The organism is Desulfospira joergensenii DSM 10085 (genome assembly GCF_000420085.1).
Classification (GTDB): Bacteria; Desulfobacterota; Desulfobacteria; order Desulfobacterales; family Desulfobacteraceae; genus Desulfospira; species Desulfospira joergensenii.
The window spans coordinates 1-25,177 of sequence record NZ_ATUG01000004.1; the positions used below are offsets into that span (position 1 = coordinate 1).

General features: G+C 42.4%; 26 protein-coding genes. 5 read left to right on the plus strand and 21 right to left on the minus strand.

Going from position 1 to position 25,177, the window contains the following annotated elements; translation table 11 throughout:
• Positions 1 to 1,147 precede the first annotated feature (1,147 nt).
• From F608_RS36440 to F608_RS34010, 5 genes are all read left to right on the plus strand, one after another.
• Positions 1,148 to 1,300 carry a hypothetical protein gene (locus F608_RS36440; protein ID WP_022669429.1) on the plus strand — a complete coding sequence of 51 codons (153 nt, stop codon included), beginning with the start codon at positions 1,148 to 1,150 and terminating at the stop codon, positions 1,298 to 1,300.
• Positions 1,301 to 1,313: 13 nt separating this feature from the next.
• On the plus strand, positions 1,314 to 1,616 hold the full coding sequence (locus F608_RS34000; RefSeq protein WP_022669430.1) for a hypothetical protein: 303 nt from the start codon (positions 1,314 to 1,316) through the stop codon (positions 1,614 to 1,616).
• 61 nt (positions 1,617 to 1,677) lie between these two features.
• Complete coding sequence (locus F608_RS36630; RefSeq protein WP_022669431.1) at positions 1,678 to 1,989, plus strand: hypothetical protein; 312 nt, start codon at positions 1,678 to 1,680, stop codon at positions 1,987 to 1,989.
• A gap of 80 nt (positions 1,990 to 2,069) precedes the next feature.
• Positions 2,070 to 2,327, plus strand: a complete 258-nt coding sequence (locus F608_RS0129850; protein ID WP_022669432.1) for a hypothetical protein — start codon at positions 2,070 to 2,072, stop codon at positions 2,325 to 2,327.
• A gap of 23 nt (positions 2,328 to 2,350) precedes the next feature.
• A complete protein-coding gene (locus F608_RS34010) occupies positions 2,351 to 2,599 on the plus strand; it encodes a hypothetical protein (protein WP_153307647.1) in 249 nt (82 codons plus the stop codon).
• A gap of 275 nt (positions 2,600 to 2,874) precedes the next feature.
• Here F608_RS34010 and F608_RS0129865 read toward each other — a convergent pair whose 3' ends face one another.
• The 21 genes from F608_RS0129865 to F608_RS34025 form a co-directional block, all read right to left on the minus strand.
• Positions 2,875 to 3,456 carry a lytic transglycosylase domain-containing protein gene (locus F608_RS0129865; RefSeq protein ID WP_022669435.1) on the minus strand — a complete coding sequence of 194 codons (582 nt, stop codon included), beginning with the start codon at positions 3,454 to 3,456 and terminating at the stop codon, positions 2,875 to 2,877.
• Positions 3,443 to 3,982: a helix-turn-helix domain-containing protein gene (locus tag F608_RS0129870; protein WP_022669436.1), complete on the minus strand. Its 540-nt coding sequence runs from the start codon at positions 3,980 to 3,982 to the stop codon at positions 3,443 to 3,445. Before F608_RS0129870 ends, F608_RS0129865 begins: the two co-directional genes overlap by 14 nt.
• A gap of 9 nt (positions 3,983 to 3,991) precedes the next feature.
• The gene (locus tag F608_RS0129875) at positions 3,992 to 4,663 is read right to left on the minus strand and encodes a hypothetical protein (RefSeq protein ID WP_022669437.1); all 672 of its coding nucleotides are present in this window, start codon (positions 4,661 to 4,663) and stop codon (positions 3,992 to 3,994) included.
• Between the two features lie 3 nt (positions 4,664 to 4,666).
• On the minus strand, positions 4,667 to 5,800 hold the full coding sequence (locus tag F608_RS0129880; RefSeq protein WP_022669438.1) for a hypothetical protein: 1,134 nt from the start codon (positions 5,798 to 5,800) through the stop codon (positions 4,667 to 4,669).
• Positions 5,800 to 8,199 (minus strand): type IA DNA topoisomerase, encoded by a 2,400-nt coding sequence (locus tag F608_RS34015; protein ID WP_022669439.1) that lies wholly within the window; start codon positions 8,197 to 8,199, stop codon positions 5,800 to 5,802. Before F608_RS34015 ends, F608_RS0129880 begins: the two co-directional genes overlap by 1 nt.
• Position 8,200: 1 nt before the next feature.
• Positions 8,201 to 8,476 carry a hypothetical protein gene (locus F608_RS0129890; RefSeq protein WP_022669440.1) on the minus strand — a complete coding sequence of 92 codons (276 nt, stop codon included), beginning with the start codon at positions 8,474 to 8,476 and terminating at the stop codon, positions 8,201 to 8,203.
• The gene (locus tag F608_RS0129895; RefSeq protein WP_022669441.1) at positions 8,473 to 10,380 is read right to left on the minus strand and encodes a type IV secretory system conjugative DNA transfer family protein; all 1,908 of its coding nucleotides are present in this window, start codon (positions 10,378 to 10,380) and stop codon (positions 8,473 to 8,475) included. The genes F608_RS0129890 and F608_RS0129895 overlap by 4 nt, the downstream gene beginning before the upstream one ends.
• Positions 10,380 to 11,351 carry a P-type DNA transfer ATPase VirB11 gene (gene virB11, locus F608_RS0129900; protein WP_153307648.1) on the minus strand — a complete coding sequence of 324 codons (972 nt, stop codon included), beginning with the start codon at positions 11,349 to 11,351 and terminating at the stop codon, positions 10,380 to 10,382. The genes F608_RS0129895 and virB11 overlap by 1 nt, the downstream gene beginning before the upstream one ends.
• Before the next feature lie 2 nt (positions 11,352 to 11,353).
• Positions 11,354 to 13,537: a hypothetical protein gene (locus F608_RS0129905; protein ID WP_022669443.1), complete on the minus strand. Its 2,184-nt coding sequence runs from the start codon at positions 13,535 to 13,537 to the stop codon at positions 11,354 to 11,356.
• A 2-nt stretch (positions 13,538 to 13,539) separates the two neighbouring features.
• Positions 13,540 to 14,637 (minus strand): TraB/TrbI/VirB10 family type IV secretion system protein, encoded by a 1,098-nt coding sequence (locus F608_RS35500; RefSeq protein ID WP_022669444.1) that lies wholly within the window; start codon positions 14,635 to 14,637, stop codon positions 13,540 to 13,542.
• The gene (locus F608_RS0129915) at positions 14,637 to 15,584 is read right to left on the minus strand and encodes a TrbG/VirB9 family P-type conjugative transfer protein (RefSeq protein WP_153307649.1); all 948 of its coding nucleotides are present in this window, start codon (positions 15,582 to 15,584) and stop codon (positions 14,637 to 14,639) included. Before F608_RS0129915 ends, F608_RS35500 begins: the two co-directional genes overlap by 1 nt.
• Positions 15,581 to 16,261: a VirB8/TrbF family protein gene (locus tag F608_RS0129920; RefSeq protein WP_022669446.1), complete on the minus strand. Its 681-nt coding sequence runs from the start codon at positions 16,259 to 16,261 to the stop codon at positions 15,581 to 15,583. Before F608_RS0129920 ends, F608_RS0129915 begins: the two co-directional genes overlap by 4 nt.
• A 258-nt stretch (positions 16,262 to 16,519) precedes the next feature.
• Positions 16,520 to 17,587, minus strand: coding sequence for a type IV secretion system protein (locus F608_RS0129925; protein WP_022669448.1), 1,068 nt, complete (start codon positions 17,585 to 17,587; stop codon positions 16,520 to 16,522).
• 9 nt (positions 17,588 to 17,596) lie between these two features.
• Positions 17,597 to 18,460, minus strand: a complete 864-nt coding sequence (locus F608_RS0129930) for a hypothetical protein (protein WP_022669449.1) — start codon at positions 18,458 to 18,460, stop codon at positions 17,597 to 17,599.
• A gap of 12 nt (positions 18,461 to 18,472) precedes the next feature.
• Positions 18,473 to 20,767: a VirB4 family type IV secretion/conjugal transfer ATPase gene (locus tag F608_RS0129935; RefSeq protein WP_022669450.1), complete on the minus strand. Its 2,295-nt coding sequence runs from the start codon at positions 20,765 to 20,767 to the stop codon at positions 18,473 to 18,475.
• 19 nt (positions 20,768 to 20,786) lie between these two features.
• Positions 20,787 to 21,062, minus strand: coding sequence for a VirB3 family type IV secretion system protein (locus F608_RS0129940; protein ID WP_022669451.1), 276 nt, complete (start codon positions 21,060 to 21,062; stop codon positions 20,787 to 20,789).
• Entirely contained in the window at positions 21,062 to 21,364 is a 303-nt protein-coding gene (locus tag F608_RS0129945; RefSeq protein ID WP_022669452.1) for a TrbC/VirB2 family protein, read from the minus strand. The genes F608_RS0129940 and F608_RS0129945 overlap by 1 nt, the downstream gene beginning before the upstream one ends.
• A 14-nt stretch (positions 21,365 to 21,378) precedes the next feature.
• Entirely contained in the window at positions 21,379 to 21,585 is a 207-nt protein-coding gene (locus F608_RS0129950) for a hypothetical protein (RefSeq protein ID WP_027363249.1), read from the minus strand.
• A 494-nt stretch (positions 21,586 to 22,079) separates the two neighbouring features.
• Entirely contained in the window at positions 22,080 to 22,508 is a 429-nt protein-coding gene (locus F608_RS0129955; RefSeq protein WP_022669454.1) for a hypothetical protein, read from the minus strand.
• Between the two features lies 1 nt (position 22,509).
• On the minus strand, positions 22,510 to 23,862 hold the full coding sequence (locus tag F608_RS0129960; protein WP_022669455.1) for a hypothetical protein: 1,353 nt from the start codon (positions 23,860 to 23,862) through the stop codon (positions 22,510 to 22,512).
• Between the two features lie 64 nt (positions 23,863 to 23,926).
• Entirely contained in the window at positions 23,927 to 24,775 is an 849-nt protein-coding gene (locus tag F608_RS34025; protein WP_022669456.1) for a ParA family protein, read from the minus strand.
• Positions 24,776 to 25,177 lie beyond the last annotated feature (402 nt).

The following is a 25,177-nucleotide window of genomic DNA, read 5'->3' on the forward strand; positions in this document are numbered from 1 at the left end:
AAAAGCTAACAACCCTGGATTTGAGAAGTGTAATGACTGGCGGAGCTATTGTTCTGTAGTCATTTTTTTATTGTCTCAAAAAACGATCGTATGATGATACTGATTTCTGCATGATTTGAGGAAGCGGAATTTCAGTGCTTTCCGGATCTCAAAACCCGTCCTAAAAAACAAAGTTCCATAACCCCATGAAGTGATAGGGTCTTTGAGACGGTTTATAAAAACGCTTAAATCCAGCCTATTGTCAGATAAATCTGGCCAGAAACATTTAATTTTGGCTCAGTAACGAATAAACCGGGCCGGAGTTGAACTGTAGAAACGGTTTATTCCTGGCCGATGTTTCCCATCAAATCAAGCCAGGCCGATTATAAAATCAGGCCGCTACACCCTATGGACCAGAATCATTATATCCAAAAAAAGGGCCTTTACCATTCAAAATGATGGTAAGGGCCTTTTTTTATGGGAAATCGGAGAAATCGGCCTCCATATTTTCCGTTTGAAAGCGTTTCGGATCTGCCCAAATAGTACGCCCTGCCCTAAAAACGGCCTTTTCAGCCCTTTTAGTTCATTTCATTTTCCCGGCTGCACCGCCAGATCCCGCAGCAGCCTTCTTGCCCATGGGGGCCTGACCCCCAGCTGATACCGCCAGAAATGGCGATGATATGTTTTTACTCCTGGGGGTTGCAGCGATCCCGCTGCCGGTCCCTTTCCGGCTCCATATTCATTCGGTCCCAGGGCGATGCCCTGGAACTTCCCTCCAGTGACCTAACCCTTACGCCGTCCCGCCGTATTTGTTCCGGTCTAAGGCCCGGTGATGAGGAAGGAAACCGGAATACTGCCCCGGTTTCTACTAAAATCACCCCTGAAAAACCCGTAATTTAACGCTTGGGTCATTCGCCCTTGCAACAGCAAAAAAATATTTTTGGGGATCCTGCAAAGCCGGATTCCAAAAAATATTTCCCGCCCTTCATAAAATCAGGGTTTTGTCTGTTGCCGGGCATTCCCGTCGCTTTGAAAGATAGGCGGGTTCAGGGGTTAATTAAAATTTAAACTGATAAAGGGCTTTTTTCTCAGGTTTTAGAAACCTGAATAAATAGATTTTTAACCGCCCTGGGTAGAGGGCAGCAATCGAGCAAGGGAGATTTAAAAAATGGATTCAAACGCAGACGTTTTGTTTTTGAAGGAAGACAATGGAGTATCAAAAGCCGGTTGGTATCTGGTGGATGATACAGAATTTGACGGCCCCTATAAAACAAAGGACCAGGCTTTAGCAGTCTTTGAGGATGAGAATTTAAGCTTATAAGGAGAAAAAAATTATGTCTGATTTAACCGTTGCAAATACAATTTACAAGCAGATGGGCGGAGGAAAATTTAAAGCCATGGTTGGGGTTTCCAACCTGGCCGGGGATAAGAATAGCTTAAGATTCAATTTCAAGATGTGCCGGAAGGCCAATATCTGCAAAATAACCTTAACCGCTTTGGACCTTTACGAGATTGAGTTTTTTAAGCTGAACCGAAGAACCTGGGATTGCCCCAAAATTGATTTTTTTAAAAATCTGTATTGGGACCAGTTGAAATCCACTTTTGAGAGCTTCACCGGACTGAGAACATCTTTATAAATAAAATTGCATAGCCCTGGTCAAACCGGCCAGGGCCTTGAACAGATAGGAGATTTTAAAAATGAACGAATTAACCGAAATACTGACTTGCTCCGCTGCCGACGATTATGCCAGGGCGAAAGAAAAGAAAAAACCGGAAATTAAAAAATTTGAAGTGTCTAAAACATATGGGACACGCTCTATCTGTGATCATAATTGTATTTTTAAATTTACGATTATCCGGAGAACAGACAAGAGTGTATGGATTCAAAGGCCAGGAGAGACAAAAATTGAACGCCGTAAAATTGATATTTGGGATGGGGCTGAAAACATTTTTCCCCATGGTAAATATTCAATGGCTGCGATTCTTCGGGCCACTGACCCCACCTATTAATCTTTTTATAGGATCCATAAGTGCTGCCCTGGGTAGAGGGCATAAACGAACCACCTTTAGTAAGGGAAAGGAATTGAACCATGGAAAGAACTTTTAAAAATTGGAAAGAATCGAGACAAAACTTGCTTGAATACCTTATGCCAGGCGATACCGTGGACCATGAAATGGTAGATTTTTTCATTAATGTTTTTCCCCCGGCTACCTGGACAAACGATCTTGTCCAGATGGGGGAAGGCTTTTCAATCAACAGATCCGGCAAGTTTGTTTTTATGACTTTGGAAAAAATTAATGATGAATGGATTTTTACTGGTGTTAAACCGAAACCGGAAACAGTTTAATGACAGCAGGAGGATATAGAATCATGATAAATCAATGGATGATAACAGTAGACTATATTGAAAACGGCCAGGCCAACGGAAGAAAAAGCACCGGTTTCAAATCCGGAATAAAAATGCCGGTCCGGTTTAAAATTTACGATGACGACATGAATCTTTATTTTGAAGGGGTAATGAAAGAGGCTGATTTTCATCCCCTGGATGAATTCGCCGCTGCATATGGTTGTGTTCATGTAAAAATATCAGAAGACGGCAAGCCATTCACATGGCTATAGCCGGGATCTGATTCCCGCCAGGCCGCACCGCCATTTTTGGCGGTGACGGCCATTTTTTTTAATTTGTCAAAAATTGACCTCTATATTTGCCGTTTAACGACTTTTCTGAATTTTTGAATATAATCCCCTACATGAAAAAAGCCCGGAAACCGGGCTTTTCGAGTTTTTGGAGTTTTGTTTTGATATTATTTTTTTTGCCCTGGCCAGGCTCTTTGGAATAGATCCCTTCTCCCGGCGCTGATCCAGATCCGAGAGAAGGGCAGGAAAAAAGAATATCAAACTTTTTCTTTGTACTGCTTATAAAGAGTTAAAACTTTGCGGATATATTCCCGGGTTTCCGGGAAAGGTGGGATTTGACGACCGTATTTTTTAACGGCCTTGGTCCCGGCGTTGTACGCCGCCAGGACCAAGGGCAATTCATAATCATATTTGACGGATAGCTCTTTGAGCAGCCGGGCTCCGCCCATGATGTTCTCTTCCGGATTAAAGGGATCGGAGATCCCCAAGGCCCGAAAATTTCCCGGCATGATCTGCATTAGCCCCTTGGCCCCTTTTTTAGAAACGGCCTGGGCATTGAATCCGGATTCTACACGGATCACGGCCTTGATTAATGCAGCCTCGATGCCGTGGCGGTTCTCACATCTTTTAATAATAGCCTCCACCGGCTCTTTTTTTTCTTGTTTTTGTATGGGTACTGCTTTGATCTTTATAGGGGAATCAGTTTCCAGTAAGGCAAAATTGATTCCATTTTGATCAATATAAACAAGAAAATTTGCCCTGGCCACTCCCGGAAGGAGAGCGGCCAGAACAAAAAACAAACATAAGACCGACCAGGCCGGGCTTTTATAAAGTTTCATATCCCTGTTCTCTCTCTTTCAGTCTTTTATAGAGCGTGGATCTAGATATCCCCATTTTTTCAGCGACCTTTGTTCTAGGTATTCCGGATTCAATCATTTTCATTGCTTTATTCAGGTCTTTTCCTGAAATAAATTTTCTCACCCTCCTACCGTTCACTTTTTTTAATAGCTTATCGCCCGTTTCTTTGTGGAAATTAACAGTCTGGTTAAACAGATTCAAAGCCGCCTGGTTTGCCGGTTCTTTATCATTGCTGAAAATGATATTTTCTTTATGAAAATGGATAATCACATCCTTTTCCATGAAAAGATCGATCATCCTTTTTAATTCTGTCAAATCGCTGCCGAGCTTATCCATTGATTCAATATGAAGGGTGTCTCCTGGCCGCACGAAATCAAGACATTTTTTCAGGGATTCGCTGTCCAGGGGCCGGATGTCTAAAGACCGTTCCCGGAATACCCTATCAAGGGGAACTCCTTTTAGCTGATTCTTATCCCCGTTTTTTATAAAACCGATTTGTTGAACCATAATTTATCCTTATCTTGCCATTTTCAAGCCCTGGCCCTGGGACTGTCTTAACTGTTGTAATCTCTGAACGGCGGAGCCTGGCCGAGTGTTGTTTTGTTTTTTCTCTAAAACTTTCTTTTGAGAATTAATTTTGATGTGTTCCGGCTTGAGGTCATTCCCCCACCTTTCCTTTACCGCAGATAGAGCCGTTTTCATGTCTCTGAAACCGTCGCTTTTTGAATCTATTTGAACCTTTCCAATTGGCCCGGAATGCCCCCTCTCCACCAAACGGCCTTCAATGATTTTTAAAACGTTGTTTATTTGGATGTTTTTTAAAGGATCGGGGGCAATTGTTACCGGAATAAATTTTCCATCTTTTTCAAAAACAATCGTTCGATCCTTTTTGTTTTTTGAAAAAACAATAGGTTTTTTCTTTAATTCAACATCTTGACCGAATGCTTTATATGTTGCCTCTTTAGCACTCTCAAAATTTTTCCATCCTTTGGAAAAATCTATTTTATCCTGGCCTCCAGGGGCTTTATACGCTTGAGCTACAGGCTTACCGCCTTTGTCGTAAAGGTGCCCTCTTTTTACAACGCTTTTTGTGGCCCCGTTCGCTGTAATTTTAAATTGAGGAACAAACCGCCTTTGCTCTGAATTTTCATAGATATTGACTTCAACTTTGTAATTAAGATCATCCATTTCTTATATCCCCCGGGCAAGGCCCTGGCCTTGGGTTTTCCTCATCTGATTTAATCTTTGTGCAGCGTTTCCGGGCCGGTTGTTCTGTTGAGTCAAATTTTTAGCCTTCACTTTTGCAACCTGTAAAGTGGTTGGTTTCCCGTAAGCTTCATTTACCGCTTTAACTGCCAAGTCTTTTGAAGACCAGGCAGCGGCAAAGTTGATCTTGGGTTTAACCCCTTCACGATCCAGGGACACAACCGACTCCCCATTTCTATTATGTATTGTTCCCTTGATCGTGTTCCCGTCCTTTGTAACCTCTACCCTAGGAATAAATTTGCCATCCTTTTCATAAACAACCGCACTCGTTTTTTGATTATTCATTTTTAAAGGATCAATAGTGATATTCTGCCCCCACCTTTCCCGTGCAACGCTTTCCGCTTCTATAGGGCTGTCAAAGCCCTTGGAAATATCCGGGCTTTGACCTCGATTCAAGGTAAAAGCCTGCGGCCCGGTTTCGGTTTTCTGGATCACAGTATAATAGCTCCTGCCGTCTATATCTTCTTTCTTCATGGGCAGGAATTTTCCTTCCTTTTCTGCGATCAAATGGGACTCTTTTAAATTTGAATTCTCTTTGAGATTTTCAAATTTTATATCCTTGCCCCACGTATCACGCCCCGCTTGAATCGCTTGCTGTTGCGTATCGTATATATCCGGGGTCCATTGACTAGGGGGAAATTCAAGCGGTTTGCCGAAAGGATCAGGTCGCAAAGCGGTTTCAACCCCGTTTTCGTCCTTTCGAATCGGCATATATCCCTGGTCTTTATCGCCAAAAATTTCATACTTATTCAATGAATTGCTATTTGTTTGAACAAGACCCCCCTTGCTATTGTAAATTTGTGGCTCCTTGCCCCAAAGCTGCCTTGCAGAATCATAAGCCAAAGCCTCAGACTTAAATGTTTTTATTTCAATCGGATCTGAGCTAAGACCGGTATCATAATCCCGCTGACTTTCTTTCAAAGAAAACGAGTCTAATTCAAAGTCCCTCTTACCGTTCGTTACCAAATGAGTTTCAGAAGGTGACTTTAGATCTCCATAACGCCTAGTTACGGTAAAGCCAAAAGCTTCATCCCCGTGGATGTTCACTTTATTTTCCATTATCTTTTAGCCCCCCTCTGTTTGTTTCTCTGTTTTTTGGTCTTATCGCCTTTATCCTGGGCCTTGGCAGCTTTGCCGCCGCCTTTTCGTTTGTTTTCTTTGAATTCAAACTCTATCTTGCCACCCCTCAAAACCAGATATGCAGAAAAGCTTTTTCCTTTTGAACTTGTAAAACCGCTGATATAACCGGTTTTACCGGTTTCTATCAGTTGTTTGACCTGGGCCATGGTCAAGGTTTTCCCGGCGATTTCCTTCCAAATGACAAACTTGCAGCCCTCTTTATATTCGGAGCAGCCGAAAGCCTTTTTGTTTTCAAAGATGTGGCCTTTCTTGCACTCCGGGCAAAGGATTTTCTCAGACTCAAAAACCGCTTTTCCCTCTTTGAGGACTAGATAGGCGGAGAAGTTTTTTCCCTCTTGGCTTTTAAAGCCCGTGATAAGACCGGTCCTGCCGTTGGCAAGAAGTTGTTTGACCATTTCCGACGTGATGGTTTTTCCAGATCTGTTTTTCCAAACAACAAATTTACAGCCGTCTTTATAGGCCGTGCAGCCGAAACCTTTTGAGCCTTCTACAATTTCTCCCTGGCCGCAGACAGGACAAACACCAAAGGATACCCGTTCAATTTTTTTGCTCTTGGCAACCTGGGGCATTAGCTCTTTGATAAAGTCTGAAATTTCCCGGTTAAAATCGTCCGGGCTGTATTCGCCTTGCTCAATGAGCTTTAATTTTTGTTCCCATTCGCCAGTCAATTCCGGGCTTTTCAGCTTGTCGATTTCCGACAAAATCCGATCAATGCCTTTTTGTGTAGGAACAAAATTCTTTTTTTCCCGGACCATGTAGCCGATGGTCAACAGCTTTTCTATTATGTGGCCCCTGGTTGCTGATGTTCCTATCCCGTTTTCTTTCATGTGCTGCGATAGTTCTTTATCATCCACCAATTTTCCGGCTGCTTTCATCTGTTTCAGCAATGACGCATCATTAAACCTAGCCGGGGGCTTAGTTTGTTTTTTCTCCAGGGCCATTTTTTTCAATTCTACGGCCTGGCCGTCATCCAGGGCGGGGAGAGTTTCTACTTTCTCTTTGGCTTTGTTCACCTGGAGGGCTGCTTTCCATCCGAGATCTTTTGTCACGGCTCCGGTGGCCCTAAAGGTATGCCCTTCAATATCAAGGTCAACTTTCGTATTTTCCGTGATACAATCCGGCAGGAAAATAGAAACAAACCTTTCACAGATCAAAAGAAAAATGTTTCTTTCGTCCCGGGTCAGACTGTCAATGTCTGCCGCTTCTCCCGTGGGGATAATGGCGTGGTGGTCCGTCAGCTTTTTATCATCCACATAACCTTTTCCCAGGGTAAGGCCGTCCTCGATCCTTTCCATAGCCGAATCCTTGACGGACTCATAAAGCCCGGGAAGGCTTTTGACAATATCCGGAAGGCCGTCCACCATATCGGAGCTTAAATGATTGCTCTCTGTTCGGGGGTAGGAAATCAATTTCTTTGTTTCATACAGCCCTTGGGCAATTTTCAAAGTTTGCGCTGCCGTCAGACCAAAGGTTTTGTTGGCATCCACCTGGAGCGTTAAAAGGCTGTAAAGGCTAGGGGCTTTTTGCTTGTTCTCTTTAACGTCCTTGCCGATGACCTGGGAGGACTTGACATCTTTGATGGATTCAAAGATTTTCTCCGCCGCCTTTTGGTCCTCAATGCCGTGTTTTCCCTCGGCATTGACATATTTTGCCTTAAAGCCGTCTTTGGCTTCGGCCAGAATTTCATAATAAAAATTTGTCTTGAAATTCTTAATATCCAATTCCCTTTGAACCACCATTGCAAGCGTGGGAGTCTGTACCCTGCCGGTTGTGGTTTTCATTGAGTTATGGATAGAATACGCAATAGAAAAATTTAGGCCCACAAGAAGGTCCGCCTTTGCCCGGCACATGGCCGCAGCCGCCAGGCTGTCATAATCTTCCCCGGGTTTCAAAGCGTTAAACCCTTCTTTAATGGCCTTTTCGGTCAGGCTGGAGATCCAAAGCCGCTTTATTGGCTTAGTGCATCCGGCTTGATCATAGATCAGCCTGAAAATATGCTCCCCTTCCCTTCCGGCATCCGTGGCACATATGATTTCATTCGTGTCCGGATCATTGATCAGGCTTTCAATGACGGCGAATTGCTTTTCTTTGTCCGGGTCCACTGAAAAGGACCAGTTTTCCGGAACAATGGGGAGATCAGAAAGCATTAAATCCCTACGGCCCATATCCTCGGGCCTGTCCATCTGGACAAGATGACCGATTGCCCAGGTCACGGCGTAGCCGTTACCGTTCATGTATCCATTATGCTTTTCCGTGCAGCCCAATACTTTGGCATAGTCCCTGCCTTGACTCGGTTTCTCTGCAATTACAACTTTCATATTACGCTCTCCTTTTAAAGTAGCTTCGACCGTAAAAATTGCCGTTCAGCCAATTTTCGGCGCAAATCACATTGCCTTGTTCATCATATTGTTTAATCGCCGGGCCGATGTCATTATGGCGTAGCCCATCTTTGAACCATGCTTCATAAACGGGATGTCTCCCGGAAAATTTTATTTGAGCCGGTCCATCTTCTCTATGGAGCAGATGATTTTTCAAATGGAGTTCCATCCGTTTTTCACCCCGACAATAAATTTTACTGACCCGTCCGTTTTTCATAGCCAGGCACCCGCTTCCTGTTCATCTTCGTCCGTGGAGTCTGCGGAATCATCTTCCGGATGAATTCCGTCTAGGATTTCGTCAAGCGGTATACCTTCCGGCAAACCTTCAATTTCGATCTCTTCAATATCAATTTCGTCTGCCGGATCTCCCGGAGGATCGTCACCGCCCTGCCCTGCTTCGGTATCCGGATCGCTTTCCGGAATTTCAAGCGACCCCTGGCCCTCACCATCATTTTTAATGGTGACGGGTTCCGGCTTTTCTTCCTCCAGGGCGGGGGCCTGGCTATGTTCGATTGAAAGGTCTTGATAATTCACATCTTCAACATATTTTTTTAAGACAGAATCCTTAAACCAAAAAGCCGCCTTGGTTTTTATTGGGGTTTTAAAATGGCCTTGGGTTAAAATCAGAATAGTACCAAAGGACATACTCATGATGTCTTGAGCTGTCATTAATTTATAACCCTCTTTGGAAATATTCTTAGGACGAAAAAATCCCCTCCCGGAATGGCTTTCACTTATTTTATCCCGGGTCAAGTCACCTATCTCTTTTGATATTTCTTCGGCAAACCCGTGATCATTTTGCGTGAAATAGACATGATAAGCACAGGTGTTCAAAAGTTCTTTCGCGTCTTCTTTTCCATAGATTTTTTCCACCTGGCCGGGGGATTGCCAAATGAAAACCGCATTGAATTTGTATGACCGGCCAATTGCTGGCATATTAATGATTTCTTGCATCCTTGCGATTCTGGCCGCTTCATCAATTATGGCAGTCACCGGCAACTCTCCTTTAACCGGCTCATGGTCCAACATCGTGTTATTGCAGGTTTCAAAAAATAGAGCCAACAAGCTTTTTAGGCGGGTTTGATCGTTATTTTTAACGGTCAAATAAATAGTGGTTCGCTCCGTCCTTAAATCTTTCAATGCGAAATCACTCCCTGAAAAATTTTCTGCTACCCGGGTATCAAAGAAAACAGAAAGGTTTGTTTTGAACGTTGAAACGATGGAACCAAACTCCCCCTCAGGCGTGTTCATAAGGCCGTTCCCTTCAAACCGCACCCTTTCCGGAAAGTTTTGACTGTTTTTATATTCATCCTGAATCTCTGCGATTGCCGCTTTAATATCTTCGGTCTGAAAAGGTTCCCGCAGCACTTTGGGTAAAGTCGTTTCTCCGTCCCGGTAAATCAGATACAACGCCCAAAACATGAAAAAACTCCGCCCTGCTTTGGGCCAGTGTTCCCCCGGATTTTTTGGATTGTCCGGAATAACGGTATTTGCTACCCGATCAACAATGACCTCGATATCTGCCCAAACGTCCGGGAGTTCTTTTTTAGAAAGCGGATTCCATTGGTCCGAACCCTTTTCCCCTGGGGAGAATTTGATCACCTTTGAAAATTCCTCCCTGCGTTTGCGGGTCTTGGCGTATAACTCCCCTTTTGGATCGTGAACTATCATGGAATTTGAACAAGAGATTAGACAGGGAATAACAATTGCCGCCGTTTTACCTGTTCCTGGAGGGGCGTATACGTTCACGGACAAAGGGGCGTTTGTTCTGATATATTTTCCGCCCTTCACGGCCAAAATCAGGCCCGTATCATCTAACAGTTCCATTTTTTTGATTTCTTTATCCGTGGCAAAATGCGCTTTCCCGTATATCCCACTTTTGCTCCGGAAAGGATTGAAAATCGGCACAAAGGCCGCAAGGCCTAGGGCCGCTAAAAAAGTATAATTGTACCAATCCGGAAAGGGAAAACTGAGTTTTTTTAATGCGAGAAACGGGGCGTTCCAATAAATATTTTCCAAGGAAATTGGAATTTCACCGAACCAGACCACCCCGGCCCAAAAAATCAGATAAAAAACAAGAATCGTTGAAAGATCCGTCAAATTACAAAATGCTTTTTTCATTATGCCACCTTTATGTATTCTGCATTGGCTTGAAAAGACCGTCTGTTTTTTCTTTCGATATACACCACAATATCGATTGCTTTTTTCGCATAATCCGCTATGACTTCCGGCCTGGCTTGGTTGCCAGACATTTGAATGTTTGTCACAAGAGCGTCTATACTTTGAGAAATGCCGTTTGCATGAACGGTTGCCAAAGATCCACCGTGACCAGTGTTCAAAATCCGCAGGAAAGGAAAGGTGTTTTTTGTGTCTAGCTCACCCATAAGGATACGATCAGGCCGCATACGAGTGGCGGCATTAATAATATCCTCATAGCTAATTTGTGCGATATCAGAACCAGTTTTACTTTTTAGCCAACGACATTGATTCGGTTGATCAACAACCAATTCCTTTGTGTCCTCAATCACGATCACCCGGTTATCCTCCGGAATATACCGGATGATTGAATTTAATAGCGTAGTTTTACCGGAGGAAGTACCACCGACCACAAGAATGGTTTTACCCATCCTAATGGCCGTTTTTAATTCTGCAAGATCCACCTTTGACATTGTTTCTTTTGCGGTTTTTGCCGCTTCTTTTTCTGTCTTTGGTGTATATGCTTTAAATTCATCATCTGATGATGACATATAAGACTCTAGCTCAAACCGTTGGGCTTGAGCGATTCTTATGGCGATGTTAATTCCGGATTCTGCTAAACCGGCACCGACTACCTGAATACGATACCCATATTCAGGTAAACTTGTTGCTAAAAAAGGCGTGATTTCATCGAATTTCTGGCCCCGGACAGTGGCCAGGACTTTTGCCATATTATTTAAAGCCGAAAACGTCAGCTTTGAGTCATTTTTTACCTGCCAACCGTCCAGGGTTTCAAGCCAGATTTCACCGGGTTTGTTGATACAAAGCTCAACAACGTCCTTTTGCTTAAAATACTTCTCCAAAATCTTGATATGCTGCTTTAATAGTGCGCTCATGTCTACGGCTGGCCCCAATAAATAGTTCCGTCACCACGACGATATTGATTGACGTTGTACGTAATCTTGCAATAGCCCGGAGCCCCGGCCCCACCAGACTTGTTCACAGCACCGCCACAAGCACCGCCGCCACCAGCACCATAACCAAGTCCACCAGCCCCCCCCATGGGGACAGCAATCGGCTGGTAGTTATCTGTATAATTCGCCCCGGCCTTTGCCAAAGCAGCGGAACCATACCCATTTGCACCCTTTCCTCCATTGGAAACACTATATTTAAATCCATACCCATTCCCCCCTTTTGCTCCTTTGGTATAATCAGCAGTAACATAGCTTCCAAAATAGGAATTTTGATTACTATTACCGATAGTAACAGCAATCTTTTCGCCAGGGGTTACAGTTACCGTCTTAGTAACTTGCTGACCGGCTCCTCCTCCGCCGCCGCCGCCACAGCACCAACCTGGTTCTCCATCAGCCGTACCACCATCAAGACCTCCATTTCCATATCCTTTTTTGTGACTATTACCGCCACGGCCACCGCCAGCAATAAGGAAAACGGTAACTGACTTAACTCCCACTGGAACCGTCCAGTTTTGTGTTGATTTTATTACTTTTGTACGGGTTTCAGTGCTCATATAAAGATAGGGGACCGCCGCCCCCCGGGCTTGGCATGGAGCAAGTTCCATCGTCCCATCATCAGGCGTTTCAATGATGGTTCTGGACATAGTGGTGGTGCTTAAAGTTGAATCGTCATTTTCAACCCCACAACTTTCTGTATTATAAATGTGAGGAAATGACGTAACTGTACTACGGGTACACTCCGTCAAATAAACGGGTTGATTGTTATCATCGAGATAATAATCTTTTGTTCTGTAATAGCTTTGCCCTGAGACAAAATCATGCTCATATTTTTGGTCGCAATACGCCTCGTATAAATCTTTTACTCCGCCGTCTACAGCCCGACATTCGCTAGCGTATTCTATTGTACCGTCATCAAGTTTATAGGCTGTTCGATTATAAAGCGTGGCGGTATTATTAACCTTGTCGATGTATGGGCTACAAGTGGCATCCGTCAAAAAATGAGCATATGCCTTGTCACTGTCGATACAGGCGGTAATTTGAGTTTCTTCACCGGCGTTATCCATATAGAAAAGCTTTTCCTGGATAATGGATTTTCCGGCTACAAAATCATGCCGAATCCCGCACCCATCCGTTATGCCGTAAATATCATAGGATTTTTGAAAGTCGTTTGAACAATTCGTCACCGAAATAAACTCACCGTCTACTTCGGCAAATTCTCTATATTGTTCATACGCCTTTTTATTTTCGTAATCGTAAATTATCGTACATGGCTCACCATATTCTTTTTGAATTTCAACATAACCCCCTTGATCCTCACAGGCCCCGGTTTCAACGGCCTTTCCTGTTTCGTCTGTACCGACCGGTCTAGCTTGACGGTAAACCCGTCCATCCTCTTGGGACACACGGGGGGAACAATCCTCCCAAGTGGTGGTTATAAGGTTGGTAGAAAAATCATCGGGAGAAGATAAGGACGAACCATAATCCCCACCAGATCCGGAACTATATCCCCCGCTATCACCTGTTGAAGAAAGGCCGTTTTCTTCCTCTTCCTCTTCCTTTTCTTCAAGGATATGTTTCGGGCTTTCTTTTTTTGTCTTTTCTTTGAGTTCAAGAAACTTGTCAATTAGCCCTTGCAAATCACCTGTAGCCGTGACAACGGTGCCGGGCTCCACTTGTAAATCTGTTGTCCGAAACTGAGAGCTTAAAGGATTGTCAAGATTGTCCGTCAGGGTTTCGTTATTGCCAGCCGGGATACCAATAGAATGCCATTCTATAAACATTCGTGTAGATTGATCCGCTAAAGGTTCATGCTTTACCCGTCCGTATAGCTGCACTTCGGCCAACCCTATTTTAACCGCTTCCGGTGAAAGTTCGGTAAGCATTGAACCGGTATCAGCGGTTATCTTTTTCTTAATTTGATTCAGCAAATTAAGCTTTACCACTGTTTCCCCGTTCTGGTTCTGGCCTTCCGTCTGGATCTGGTTCTCTGTTTGTTGTATGGCTTTCGCTTCCAGGTTTTCTCCGGGAACAATGAGACAAGCCACCACCAGGCCAACAACCAAGACGGCCAGGGCGGTATAAAGTTTTTTTCCTTTTTCAGCGTTCATATTTATGTCTCCTTTGGTAATACAATGACTTCATTAGGCTTTAACTGCTTAAACCAAATGTCTTTTGAAGGGCTGATCAAGATCCGAGATCCAACGGGAATAGTGACCTTTGGTTTGATTTCGATATGTTCTTCAAGAATCGTTTTCGCAAGGCTGCTTTGTTCCTTACCGAACGACTCAATAACAATTTGCTGATTTTCATTTTTAACCGGCATGGAATAGGTCGTTGCAGCCGTAAAAAGTGAAACTAAAAGGCTCATGCCGTACCGTTCCAAATAACGCCGGTCAACCTCGCCGGTAATCCCGGCCCGGCCCATGGAATCGGCCATTTCTGCGTCGCCTACATGAATATTGATTCCGGACGGGGTTATCATCCTGGACCAGATAATTGAAAGGCGTTCGTCACCCACTTTTTTAAGGGGTTTATACCGCCCGATTGCTTTTGTTCCTGCCGGGATCAAAATATTCCGGCCATGGGCGGAATAAACGTGCTGCTCAATTTGGGCAACGACTTTACCGGCTAACTCGGAATTTATTTCCGGCACTATGATTGCCGAAATAAACCGATCCGCTGTTAAGACCCGGCTCATATCAATGGGCAAACTGGCATCGGTTTTAGGCTCTTTCCATTTTCCGGTAACTTCGGTTTTAATATCAGACGTAATTTTAGCCTTGGTGCTTTTTACGTTAATTGCAACCGCAGCCCGGCGACGGTTATTAATCGCCTTTTCCCGTCTGTCATCCACCACGACCATGGGCCGCACAGGAAACAAATCTTTTGCCTTGGGTTTGGGGGCCGGTTTAGGTTTAGGTTTGGGAACCGGTTTCGGTGTAACGTCCTTAAAAACGATCTTTTCCACTATCTTTTCCTTCGGTGGCGGCGGAGGTGGAGGCGGAGGATCTTGGGTTTTGAAAAAATCCGGGTCAATCTCTTGGGCAACAAAAATTTGTTGCCGTTGTTCTTCCTGGACCTTGCTGTTTTTTTTTGAATAAACGAAAAAGCCGCCCACGGCTCCGACAATAAGAACAAGACCAACAAAAAAGAACGCCTCTTTTTTCCAGTTCATTCCCGGTTTTTTAATGTCTATGTCTTTAGCCATTATTCAACCTGTTTCCAAATACAGTAATGGGCCTCTCCGCTTCTCAGGGTCCATTTGTCGTTTACGGCCTCGGCCACGATATAACCGCCCTGTATTCTGGAATTAACCGGAGTGTCGTATCCGTCCACGACCCTGTAAACCGTTGGAAGATTTTTAACCCTGTTCATGTTCCCGTGGCCGAATTGAAAAAAGGTAAAATATCCGTCATCGAAAACCTGGAGGGGTTTTATTTTTTCCTCTCCGCCCTTGTAGATATAGGCAAAGGAAAGTTTTTCCGGAGATATCTTGGTCGGCAAAGAATCTAAATATTCATTCTTCCCAAAATCTCCGCCTTTCTTCGCCTCTTCTTCTGCCATCTCTTTTTCTTCAAGGGCTTTTTTCTCCGCTTCCTGGGATCTTAATTCCCGGTCCCTCATTTCCATTTCCGTGGCAGGATCTTCAATATAAGTAACCAGGGACGGCATATAGGTCGATTTAACGGAATCGTTTCTAAGGTAAAAAGAATAGATGTTCCCGGATTCCCCGTGAACAATCAGATTTGTATCAGCCCCGTGATATTTAGCGTAAACGTCAAAAACATTGGTTAAGACCTGGTTTTTATCGCTTAACGGGGCAAACGTGAAATTATGCTTGTCAAATAAAGAGTAACCGGCGATTCTTTCCCCCCTGGGTAAAACCACGGTCGAACCCATAAATTCCCTTAATCGAATTTTATATGTGACATCCGGGTCATAGGGAAAACGTTTAACATTGGCCCTTGGGTCGCTTTTGTCAAAAGCAGCCTGAACCGCTTTTAGATTCGCATCATCCCGCATGGGGCGATTTGGGATATCACCAGCGTCAACAGCTTTGCCGGTGCTTGCTTCGTCAACGATCCCACAAAAGCCGCTACCCTGGAGTATGCCCAGGGCGAATATAATCAAAATTATTATTTTCGAAATTTTCAATTTTTCACTCCGCCTTTATCAAGTCTTTTAATTGAATATTCTTCGATCTGCATGCCGGTCGGATTGATTAAATGAACCCCGTTCTTTCTAGGATCCAAAACCACATGCTGATCATAAAAGGCATAACGCATTGTTATGATCCATTCTTGCCTTAACGGATCTGCCTGGCCGTCGTGGTTTTTATCAACGCCGTCCGTTGTGTCGGTTGTTTCCATCATGACTTGGTGAATATTCGCTCCCAGGGGGGTGTCACTGATAATATGGACAGACCGCTTTTTACCTTCCTGGTAATAAAGGCTTTTGTCCTTGTTCCCGTAAAGCTCTTTAAACACCTTGGTTACCTGGGGGTTGCTGTATGCTATGACGTGTTCATACCTGGGGGCCTCGGTCACTTTATCGACCGTTTCCCGGCATGATACATAAGACCTTAAAAACATACTGATAAGGGCCTGGTTTGCCCTTATATTCCGCCCTGCCCTCTCAACCACTACAAAGCTATTGGTTGAATGCTGAAACTCGACATAAACAGGTTCTATGGTTTTTAGCGGGAATAAAAGGGTTAGTGCTACACCCTGCCCTGCTACGACCAGGCCGAGGACAACCACGACAAAAAGCAAAATCCTGTTGTTGGTCACGGCTTGCAGCCATGGAATTGAGGGATTTTTTTTATTTGCCATGAGCCGCTATCCTCGACTAGTGGGAAGGCAAGCGCAGGGCGACTTTTTAAGGTCGTTTTGATTCTTTTTAAAGGTGGAAAAACAGCCGACAGAACACAAAAGCCCTAGAATCAAGGCGATTGTGGCCGCTTTTTTCAGAAGTTGTGCAATTGAGCAATTTTTGATAATTTTATCCATGTCAAAATTCCTTTCCGTTTGGGGTTTTGATGTTCCAGCCCTGGCCGGTGTTGCCGCACCTGCCAGGGCATTTTTGTTTTATTATTTATTGTTTTCGGGATTTATTCCCATCATTCTACTATAATTCATATCTCCACTCACCATGGCTCCGCCTGCTTTTTGGGCTTGATTGACCCCCCACATAACTCCCTTTCCAGCACCCGCAATCGCAGCATTGCCGCCATTAAACTTACTCAAACCAAACACAGCGGCCCCGGCTCCGGCTGCTTTACCCACTGCCCCGGCGATACTTGCGGTTGATCCGGGCATTACTCCAACAATATCCCCTGCATATTCAGAAGAAAGGCGGAGGGTGCAAAAAGTGAGGATGGACCAACAAACAGCGGCTAAATATTCCGGAGAAAACAACCCGGCGGAACCTTCCAATTTCATTAAATCATTCAAACAGGCATAAAGGCCAAAATAGCACACAGACATAATAATAGAGGCGAAAATGATAGTCATGGAATGCCGGGCAATAGCCTTGATCCAGTTATAAAAGATAAAACGGGTTTCTTTAAAGGCCGCAAAGAAAATACAGATTCCACCCAACGCAAACATTACATACAGACTAAAAAAACCGAGAACGATCTGAACAATAAAAGCAACATACGCAGCCGAATAGATAGCGATGAGAAGAATAACCAAAAAAGCACTTTTAAGAAAAGGCCAGAACCCATCCATAATACCGCCAGGTAATTTTAATCCTCCTAAATAATCAAAAATATTGTGCGATAGAGAATCTAAGTTTGAAAACAATCCTTCCAAACCAGTTGCGGAAGAGTTCCCGTCTTGAATAACCCCAATGAAAAATGAGGAAAGATCAAAAACTAAGGAATCTATGGGATCAATAACCCATTTAATATAAAGATCTGTTTCCACTACAAGGCCCCATAATAACGGTAAAAGAATAACACTTATTAGCAATTCTTTTGTCCGTTCCCCGCCCTTCCCTTTCATGATCATAATTCCCGTAAGAGTCACATAAAACAGGACAAAAGCCCGGCCAAATGTACCAAAAGACTTTAATAGCATAGGGAATAAGGTATAAATATATTCATTTAGCTTGTCATAAAATGAAAGAAAAAGACTATAAACGAAAGTATTCATAAAAACCCCTTATTTCCTATATTTATTTCTAATATCCTTCATCGCTTTACGGGCTGAATCGTTGGTATTAATACCTTTCTCATCTAAATAAGCTTTCATTGGTTGATAGTCGGATATAGTTTTTTTGTTTGTTTCCATATCCTTCTGAAACTGCTTCATTGCCTCGTCTGAAACGCCCTCAAAATTCACCATGCTTTGGGCCTCCCCAATATAGGCGGTCAGAGAAATAAGGTCGTTTATGGCTTTAAGGATCTCCACCAGGACTAGATTATTCAAATCCAGAGCGTATTTAGTTCCTTTCTCTTCTACATCTATTTTTTCAGCAAGTTCCTTTATTTTCGCTATCCTCTCCGGCATAGAAGCATGGACACTTTCCGCCTGATTAATGGCTTGATCTAGGCTCTTTTGTCTCATATGGAACTTGTCATTTAAATCCTCTAGCTGTTCTATCTGGTCTTTGGTCAGGCGGGGATCATCGAATATCTCTTTCAGTATATCCTCTGCACTGATCCAATCCCCCCCTCCCCCTTCCCCTTCCAAAATTGAATCTAAATAGCTTTCAGCATATTTTTGTAATTCCGTGGGGCTGTTTTTCAAGTCTTGTACGAAAGATTGAAGATCTGAAATTGTACCAATGGCGTGATTATACGTTCCTTCCATTAAATTCCGCATTTCTTTAGTTTCTTCTAGTGCTGACTCAGCCGTTTCTAATTGTTTTTTGAGCTTATCAAGCTCTTTCGTGGAAAGTTTAAGCATTTCCACGTAATAAGTGTAACCCTTTACATCCGAAACGATATCTCCCGCCCCAAAAAGAGCAAAAGCATTTAAAGGAAAAACCAAGAACATGCAGCATAAAGCGATTGTTTTTTTCATCATTACTCCTTTTTAAACAGCCAGGCGGTTAGTACGGCGTTCACCGTTGATAAATAAACTTTTCCACTCAGTAGTTTTATTTTTTAGTTTTGCCAACCTCTGAATTGACGAGGCGGAGGAATCAAAAACTTGTAAATATCTTTCCAGGGGGGAAAGATCGATGTTTAAAATAACACTTTCCCCGTCTTTTCTTTTAATCATGACTTGCCGGGGATGCGGTCTTTTTATCCATGCAAATTCCGTTTCATTCAACCGCAATTCGTCAACATAATGTTTTCTTTCAGCCCGGGGCTCCGGAAACAGGATATAAGTTCCGATGTTATTTTTTATTTTAGATGCAATCTTATGATCCAGGACCGAACCGGCCTCTTGAATTGCCCCAATAAAAACCCCATCGGTTTTCCTGATTTCCTCCAGCATCATTTCAATTTTCGGGGAAAAGGTTTCAGAAACAAGATATTTGCCCAACTCATCAACAAAAACAGCGTAGCCACCATCTTCCCTGGCTTTAATAAAAAGCTTATGAAAAATATAATATGCCATCGGCCCCAGGATATCCGGAGCATTGAGTAAAGCGGTCATTTCAATTGTTACCAACGGATTGGAAAAATCCAGAGCATCCCTTTTACCATTAAAGTATGCTTCTTCCGATCCGCCAGGGAGCCAGCGGTCCAGGGCCTTCCTTACAGAACCTTCCTCTTTTAAAGAAAAAGCATCGGCCAGGTTAGCAAGGGTTCGGCTGTTTTTCTCTAAGGAAAACGCCTGGACCACGGCTTGACCAATCAAGTCAATGGATTTTTCATCCATTTTCCCTGTCAAAACCTGAAACCATTGGGATAGAAAGGTTCGGTTTTCCGGGGTATTGTCAAGCTGTAAAGGATTGATCGACAACCCCTTGGTCATGTCTATATGTTCACCGTCCAGCATCCGAGTAAAAATCTCCATTCCCCGGAGCCGGTCAAAAGCCAAAACCCGAAAATTTGGGAATTTAAAGCATTGGGACAGTAAAAAGCTTGTGAATGTCGTTTTTCCGCTGCCGGTGCCGCCGATTACCAGTGTATTACCCAGGACTGTTTTTTCCGGGGAAATATGAAAAATAAAAGAGTGTTCAGATTCGGCCAAAGTTTTAAATACGGCCACGGGTTCCTTGCCCCAGGAGCATGAATCATACCCCTCCCCGACAGTCGCAAACGTACAAAAATGGGCGGCGTTTTCACTGGTTAAAAACCGTTGACGGCAATTGAATGTTTGATATTCCGGAAACCGGGACCAGAAAAGAGCCTCTTGATTAACTCCTTCCCTCACAGTCCGGTATCCAAAAGACTCGATCGTGTTTTTAACAACCGTTACAGCATGTTCTAGTTCTTCTTGTGTATTGCCAAATATTTCAATCGCCCACCGGTGAGAGATCATTGAAATGTGATCCGCCTGGACTCTTTGTTGAAGCTCTAATAATTCTGTTTGGATAATTTCAGATCCCTTTGAAAAAACGGAGGCATTTTTTAATTTATCTTGAAACATTGAAATCGCTTCATTTTTATTCATATTTGCAAGAGTTTGATAAATAGATAACTCATGCCGGACTTTAAAAATTGCATCCAAAAGCCCTTGGTCGGATGCGTTTGCCGGACTTTTTATATAAACCCAGGCAGAATATTTTTTCCGGCTGGCGTGTTCGTAAACTTGATATCTTTTCCGGCTAGGCCACTTAAGAGAAGTTCCGGACAATAGCCCCTCCAGAATTCCGGATTCCGGGAGTTTTTGGGAAACAGGTTCCCCGTTTATCATCCAACCCCAATAACTTGCCAATTCATCGCCTTTAAGCTCCCTTGGTCCGTATTCCTGGAGCCGGACAGAGATATCTCTTATACAATCGTCAAGTTTTCTTAAAAGCTCGTCCTGCCGGGACTCTCCTGAATCCCGTTGTTTTACCAAAAGTTGTAAATTATCTTTTAGATCCGGATCGGTTACAAAAATTAGAAAATGCCGGGTTCGGTATGTTCTGGAAAACTGCTTATTCCAGATCCGGGTGATACTCCCGGCAATATCTAATTCCGTCAGGTCATCTTTGATTTGTCTTGAGATTATCATTCGGTGGCTAGGTTGCAAGACTGTTATCTCGCTGTCTAATCCTTCAAACCATTGTTTCCGGGTAGTGTAAAGGGATTCTATTACCTCGGGGGCCAGGCCGGAATAATCTTTGCCTGTCAATTCAACAACCCTTGCAAACTTTCCCCCTTTTGTAAGGGTTGTTTGCTCGTTGGGCCAGATTGCCAGGATCGGGCAGATATTATCCGCTTTTGTCAAATTGTTATCTCTAAATAAATTACGGAGTATATTCACGACCTTTGTAGCTCCCTTTTGTTGCTTTCAGCTTGAAGAATCGAACAGCATAAACAGTGAAAAATTCCGGATCTTCTTTAGCTTTCAAAGCTCCATATATCCAGGCAATCAGGGCGGCGGGGAACATTACAAAAATATTCCCCGCTATACCCGTAATAATTGCGATTATCACCACGCTAAAAATGGCATAATCCCTTGGAACGCTTTTTATTAGCGTGGGTTTCCAAGGAGTCGGATATATGATCCTGCGATGATCCATTAAGTGTCAAACGCCCAATCTGCGATTGCAGCCCCGGAGGCAATAATAATAGCACCGCCTATGATCCTAAGAGCCCATTCCATACGCAATTTATTAAACATCAAAGCGATTGCCGCAACAACAATAATAACCGTACAGACGGCAATAGCAAAATCACCGGAAAGATATTTTGTCAGCTCGTCGGCTTTTTTTGTTGCCGATTCGAAAGGATCGTCTGCACCAATCGCTTTCGCAACATTAAAAACAAACAGATAGAACGTAATTCCAAGATTCTGAATCAATCGGTTTTTAATTTGATTCATTAAAATTCTCCTTTTTAAATGGTGGTTGCCCCTAATTGATAGACCCAGGCGGGTTGCTCCGCCAGGTAAGCAAGGGCCGTTGTTATAAGTTCAGCTTTGCTTTTGAATTCACCAGAACTCAAAAGGGCTGATAAATATTCCTCACCTTTCGGTGAGAGTTCTATTCTCTTATTAACCTTCTCACATTCAGGAATATTTTTCGGGCGGCTGCCGTCAATCATAAGATAACAACCTAACCCAACCGCTTTTAACAGCGAATCCTTACAAAGTGACGATGGTATACGGGTCCGAATTTTTATTTTTTCTGACATGATCCCTTTGTAGATATAGAAAAATTAAAAGAAATAAAGGGATCGCGGATTGAAAGATGGGTTTTTGCTTGCTATTATAGATATAGATCAATGCGCTATCCCTTGCTTTATAGCGTTCTTGGTTCAGGCTTATTGGGGGTTCTACCCAACCCCCTTTAAGCCGATTTTTTTTCTTTAAAACTTACTTTTAACGTCAACCTTTCCAAGCCGACTTTTTCCAAAAACTACATATAAAAAACACTTCTGTCAACGCAAAAACACATTTTTTAAATACTTTTTTTCACAAAATATGTGAAAATTAGCCAATATTGGGAATTTTTTTTCCTAATTTGTCTATATTTGACTATATAGTTTGCCTTGTGGGATAAATTTGTGCCAACGGAGCAATGTCTATGCCACTTTTTTTAAATTATTACCTTTTGCCCGGCAGTTAAAATTATTTTTTCTACTTGATTTCGATCCTCAAGATTGCAAGGCTGCCAGTTGAAAGTAATCTTAGGTTGATTGTAATAGACATATTTGAGATTTTTTATAACCACTTCGTCAATAGTTCTTTCTTCATGGTTGTAAACTTCTATCCATTTAATTGCCAAGGGATCTAATTTTAGTTTTTCACACACCAGAGGGGCTAAAAAACTCACACAATTTGTGATTGATGTTCCTGAATCCAGCCCTTGATCAACTGCGATTATCCAAGGTCGATCCCGTTCTATTCCTTCTGCGATAATTAAATGGCAAAAACTATCCCATTCTTCATAATTTTCTTGTTCTTTAAAAGAACCAAAACCTTTCCATTTAAAAATTGAATTGTAAACAACGCTAAAGCTTTGCATTTCAATCGTCCTCTAAATTTTGGAACTCTAATTTTAAGGCATTTTCAAGTCTTGGATCTATGTTTCCAGAATCTTTAAATACCTGAATTGAAATTTTTAATTTGTTTGTTGTATATCTTGATTCAATTTTTTTGATTAGCTCGGCTACAATTTCCGAGTTTTCTAAAAATTTCAAAAAAGCCAGTTTTTCGGCTATTGCCCGTTCTTTTTCCCTCAAAACTTCCATTTCTTCGGCGGCTTTCAATTGGGCCTCTATTTCGGCTTTTTTGATTCTGGTCGCTTTTTCTTGTGGCAACAAAAAATCAGGCGGCCTAGGCAAACCACCATCCGCCAAACAAGTAAAAAAATAATTTAAGGGTTTATCGGAATTACGAACGTTTTTTGAGTTTTCAGCAAACCGCAATTGAGTCAATAAAAAATCAGGTTCACAATGATCTAATTTTTCAATCCAGCCCTCACATTTTTTAAGCGTTAGTCCCTGCCCTTTCCAATAAGCTGAATTTTCTAAATAGAAAGAAAGATTATTTAATAAACTTCTTTCTTTCTTATTAGAGGATTGTGCTTGTTCATTTGCTATTTTGCTTACTTGCCCACTTGTTGAATTGTCAACCTGCTCATTTGTTAATCTATCAACTTGTCCACTTGTTTGCCAAGTTGTTGACTTGTTAACTTGTTCACTATTTATGACTAAGGTAGGCCCAAAAAACTGAATACATTTACCTTCATTCACTTGGCAGCTTGTACCTTTTTGGATACCATTGTTTATACTGAATGGTTTTGAAATATATCCTTTTTTGTAGAGACTTTCTAAACAGTATCGAACCGTTCCATATGGGATTTTAAAGTTTTTAGAACCGCCTATTCTTTCTGGTCCATGAACTTTAAAAGGTCTATTAAAATAGATTTCGTAAAGGACTCTATATTGTTTTGGATTTAAATCTTTAGGTTTTTTTGAAAGATCAAATAAAATAGTATCCTGCCCACTTGCTGAGTTGTCAACTTGCTCATTTGTTAATCTATCAACTTGTCCACTTGTTTGCTCACTTGCTGAGTTTTTAATTTGCTCACTTGCTGTATTGTCAACTTGTTTACCTGTTGAGTTGTCAATTTGTTTAGGCAATTGCTTGCTTGCTGTATTGTCAACTTGTTTAGGCAACTGTTTAGGCAACTGTTTAGTTGTTTGCTTACTTGTCAACTTGTTAGCTTGCTTGCTTGCTAAGTTGTTATGCTCATCTTTGGCTTGAGCTAATTTTTGAAGTGATTTTTTTTCGACTTCGAAGTTTTCTGGCGGCGTGTTATCAATGCTTTGTTGGGCAATTCTATCAGCTAAACTAAGTCTCTTTTTAGCGCTCATTTTTATAAACCCTATCTTTAAAATTTTCCCTTGCTAAAATTTTCCCTTGCTACCCCAAGGGTTTTTAATTTCTATTTTCAAATAGATTTAAAAATTCTTTCGCTAAATTTCTAAAGGCATTAGCTCCTTTTGACCGGGTTGCGTAATTAAAAATGGTTGTTTGTTTAATAGCTTCAACGGTTTCAAAATCGGAAGATGTTGGAATTGTAGAATTAAAAATATTTTCTTCGCCGAATCTCATTTGAGCGTTGCTGATATTCGCTTTGTGGGCGGATTTTCTTCTATCTATTTTATTAATTAGAATTTTAAATTCTTTGAGATTATTGTTTTGTTCTTTCATTGAAAGCATTAAATCCATAACCCCTTTAATACCTTCTAAACTATTGCCTGATCCAGCGGTCATGGGAATTATAACAACATCGGAACAAAATAAAGCATTTGCAACAAAAACCGAAAGAGTAGGGGGGCAATCTATAAAAATATAATCGTAATTACTTACTGCATATTCGTAGACAGCTTTTTTTAAAGTTGCGTTACTTCCGGGGAAGTCTTGGGCTAATGGAATTTCATGGCCACTAGTTTCTGGAATATTTGGAATTATATCGAGATTGTCTTGGATGGTGGGATAAATACAGTCTTCTACCGGGATTTTATCTTCCTCATCTACATTAAGCAAATCATACATGCACGACCTGATTATAGCCGGGCCTTTAACTAATGATCTTGTGGAATCGCTTTGTGGATCGTTATCGATTAGTAAAACTTTTTTCTTTTTAATTGCCAGGGCTGCGGATAAATTTACAGCAGTAATTGTTTTTCCGGTCCCACCTTTGTAATTGGATATGGTCCCTATTAAACCTCGTCTCATCTTTTTTAACTCCTTCTGAATTGAACGGTTTTTATACCGATACATTAAAGATCCTTTATTGTCAACACTCTTAAATCAAAAATATATATACTTATATAAACCAATTTATAAAAAAAAGGGGTTACAGCGAGCCCGCTGCCGGTCCCTTTCCGGCTTCATATTCATTCGGTCCCAGGGCAAAGCCCTGGGACTTCCCTCCAGTGACTTCCCTTCGGCTAACCCTTACGCCGTCCCGCCGTATTTATTCCGGTCTAAGGCCCGGCGACGAGGAAGGAAACCGGAATACTGCCCCGGTTTCTACTAAAATCACCCCTGAAAAACCCGCAATTTAACGCTTTGGTCATTCGCCCTTGCAACAGCAAAAAAATATTTTTGGGGATCCTGCAAAGCCGGATTCCAAAAAATATTTCCCGCCCTTCATAAAATCAGGGTTTTGTCTGTTGCCGG

Excerpts from the sequence above, each read along its gene's own strand:
- F608_RS36440 (WP_022669429.1), top strand. The coding sequence starts at position 1,148 with ATGGATTCAAACGCAGACGTTTTGTTTTTGAAGGAAGACAATGGAGTA.
- F608_RS34000 (WP_022669430.1), top strand. The coding sequence starts at position 1,314 with ATGTCTGATTTAACCGTTGCAAATACAATTTACAAGCAGATGGGCGGA.
- F608_RS36630 (WP_022669431.1), top strand. The coding sequence starts at position 1,678 with ATGAACGAATTAACCGAAATACTGACTTGCTCCGCTGCCGACGATTAT.
- F608_RS0129850 (WP_022669432.1), top strand. The coding sequence starts at position 2,070 with ATGGAAAGAACTTTTAAAAATTGGAAAGAATCGAGACAAAACTTGCTT.
- F608_RS34010 (WP_153307647.1), top strand. The coding sequence starts at position 2,351 with ATGATAAATCAATGGATGATAACAGTAGACTATATTGAAAACGGCCAG.
- F608_RS0129865 (WP_022669435.1), bottom strand. The coding sequence starts at position 3,456 with ATGAAACTTTATAAAAGCCCGGCCTGGTCGGTCTTATGTTTGTTTTTT.
- F608_RS0129870 (WP_022669436.1), bottom strand. The coding sequence starts at position 3,982 with ATGGTTCAACAAATCGGTTTTATAAAAAACGGGGATAAGAATCAGCTA.
- F608_RS0129875 (WP_022669437.1), bottom strand. The coding sequence starts at position 4,663 with ATGGATGATCTTAATTACAAAGTTGAAGTCAATATCTATGAAAATTCA.
- F608_RS0129880 (WP_022669438.1), bottom strand. The coding sequence starts at position 5,800 with ATGGAAAATAAAGTGAACATCCACGGGGATGAAGCTTTTGGCTTTACC.
- F608_RS34015 (WP_022669439.1), bottom strand. The coding sequence starts at position 8,199 with ATGAAAGTTGTAATTGCAGAGAAACCGAGTCAAGGCAGGGACTATGCC.
- F608_RS0129890 (WP_022669440.1), bottom strand. The coding sequence starts at position 8,476 with ATGAAAAACGGACGGGTCAGTAAAATTTATTGTCGGGGTGAAAAACGG.
- F608_RS0129895 (WP_022669441.1), bottom strand. The coding sequence starts at position 10,380 with ATGAAAAAAGCATTTTGTAATTTGACGGATCTTTCAACGATTCTTGTT.
- virB11 (WP_153307648.1), bottom strand. The coding sequence starts at position 11,351 with ATGAGCGCACTATTAAAGCAGCATATCAAGATTTTGGAGAAGTATTTT.
- F608_RS0129905 (WP_022669443.1), bottom strand. The coding sequence starts at position 13,537 with ATGAACGCTGAAAAAGGAAAAAAACTTTATACCGCCCTGGCCGTCTTG.
- F608_RS35500 (WP_022669444.1), bottom strand. The coding sequence starts at position 14,637 with ATGGCTAAAGACATAGACATTAAAAAACCGGGAATGAACTGGAAAAAA.
- F608_RS0129920 (WP_022669446.1), bottom strand. The coding sequence starts at position 16,261 with ATGGCAAATAAAAAAAATCCCTCAATTCCATGGCTGCAAGCCGTGACC.
- F608_RS0129925 (WP_022669448.1), bottom strand. The coding sequence starts at position 17,587 with ATGAATACTTTCGTTTATAGTCTTTTTCTTTCATTTTATGACAAGCTA.
- F608_RS0129930 (WP_022669449.1), bottom strand. The coding sequence starts at position 18,460 with ATGAAAAAAACAATCGCTTTATGCTGCATGTTCTTGGTTTTTCCTTTA.
- F608_RS0129940 (WP_022669451.1), bottom strand. The coding sequence starts at position 21,062 with ATGGATCATCGCAGGATCATATATCCGACTCCTTGGAAACCCACGCTA.
- F608_RS0129945 (WP_022669452.1), bottom strand. The coding sequence starts at position 21,364 with ATGAATCAAATTAAAAACCGATTGATTCAGAATCTTGGAATTACGTTC.
- F608_RS0129950 (WP_027363249.1), bottom strand. The coding sequence starts at position 21,585 with ATGATTGACGGCAGCCGCCCGAAAAATATTCCTGAATGTGAGAAGGTT.
- F608_RS0129955 (WP_022669454.1), bottom strand. The coding sequence starts at position 22,508 with ATGCAAAGCTTTAGCGTTGTTTACAATTCAATTTTTAAATGGAAAGGT.
- F608_RS0129960 (WP_022669455.1), bottom strand. The coding sequence starts at position 23,862 with ATGAGCGCTAAAAAGAGACTTAGTTTAGCTGATAGAATTGCCCAACAA.
- F608_RS34025 (WP_022669456.1), bottom strand. The coding sequence starts at position 24,775 with ATGTATCGGTATAAAAACCGTTCAATTCAGAAGGAGTTAAAAAAGATG.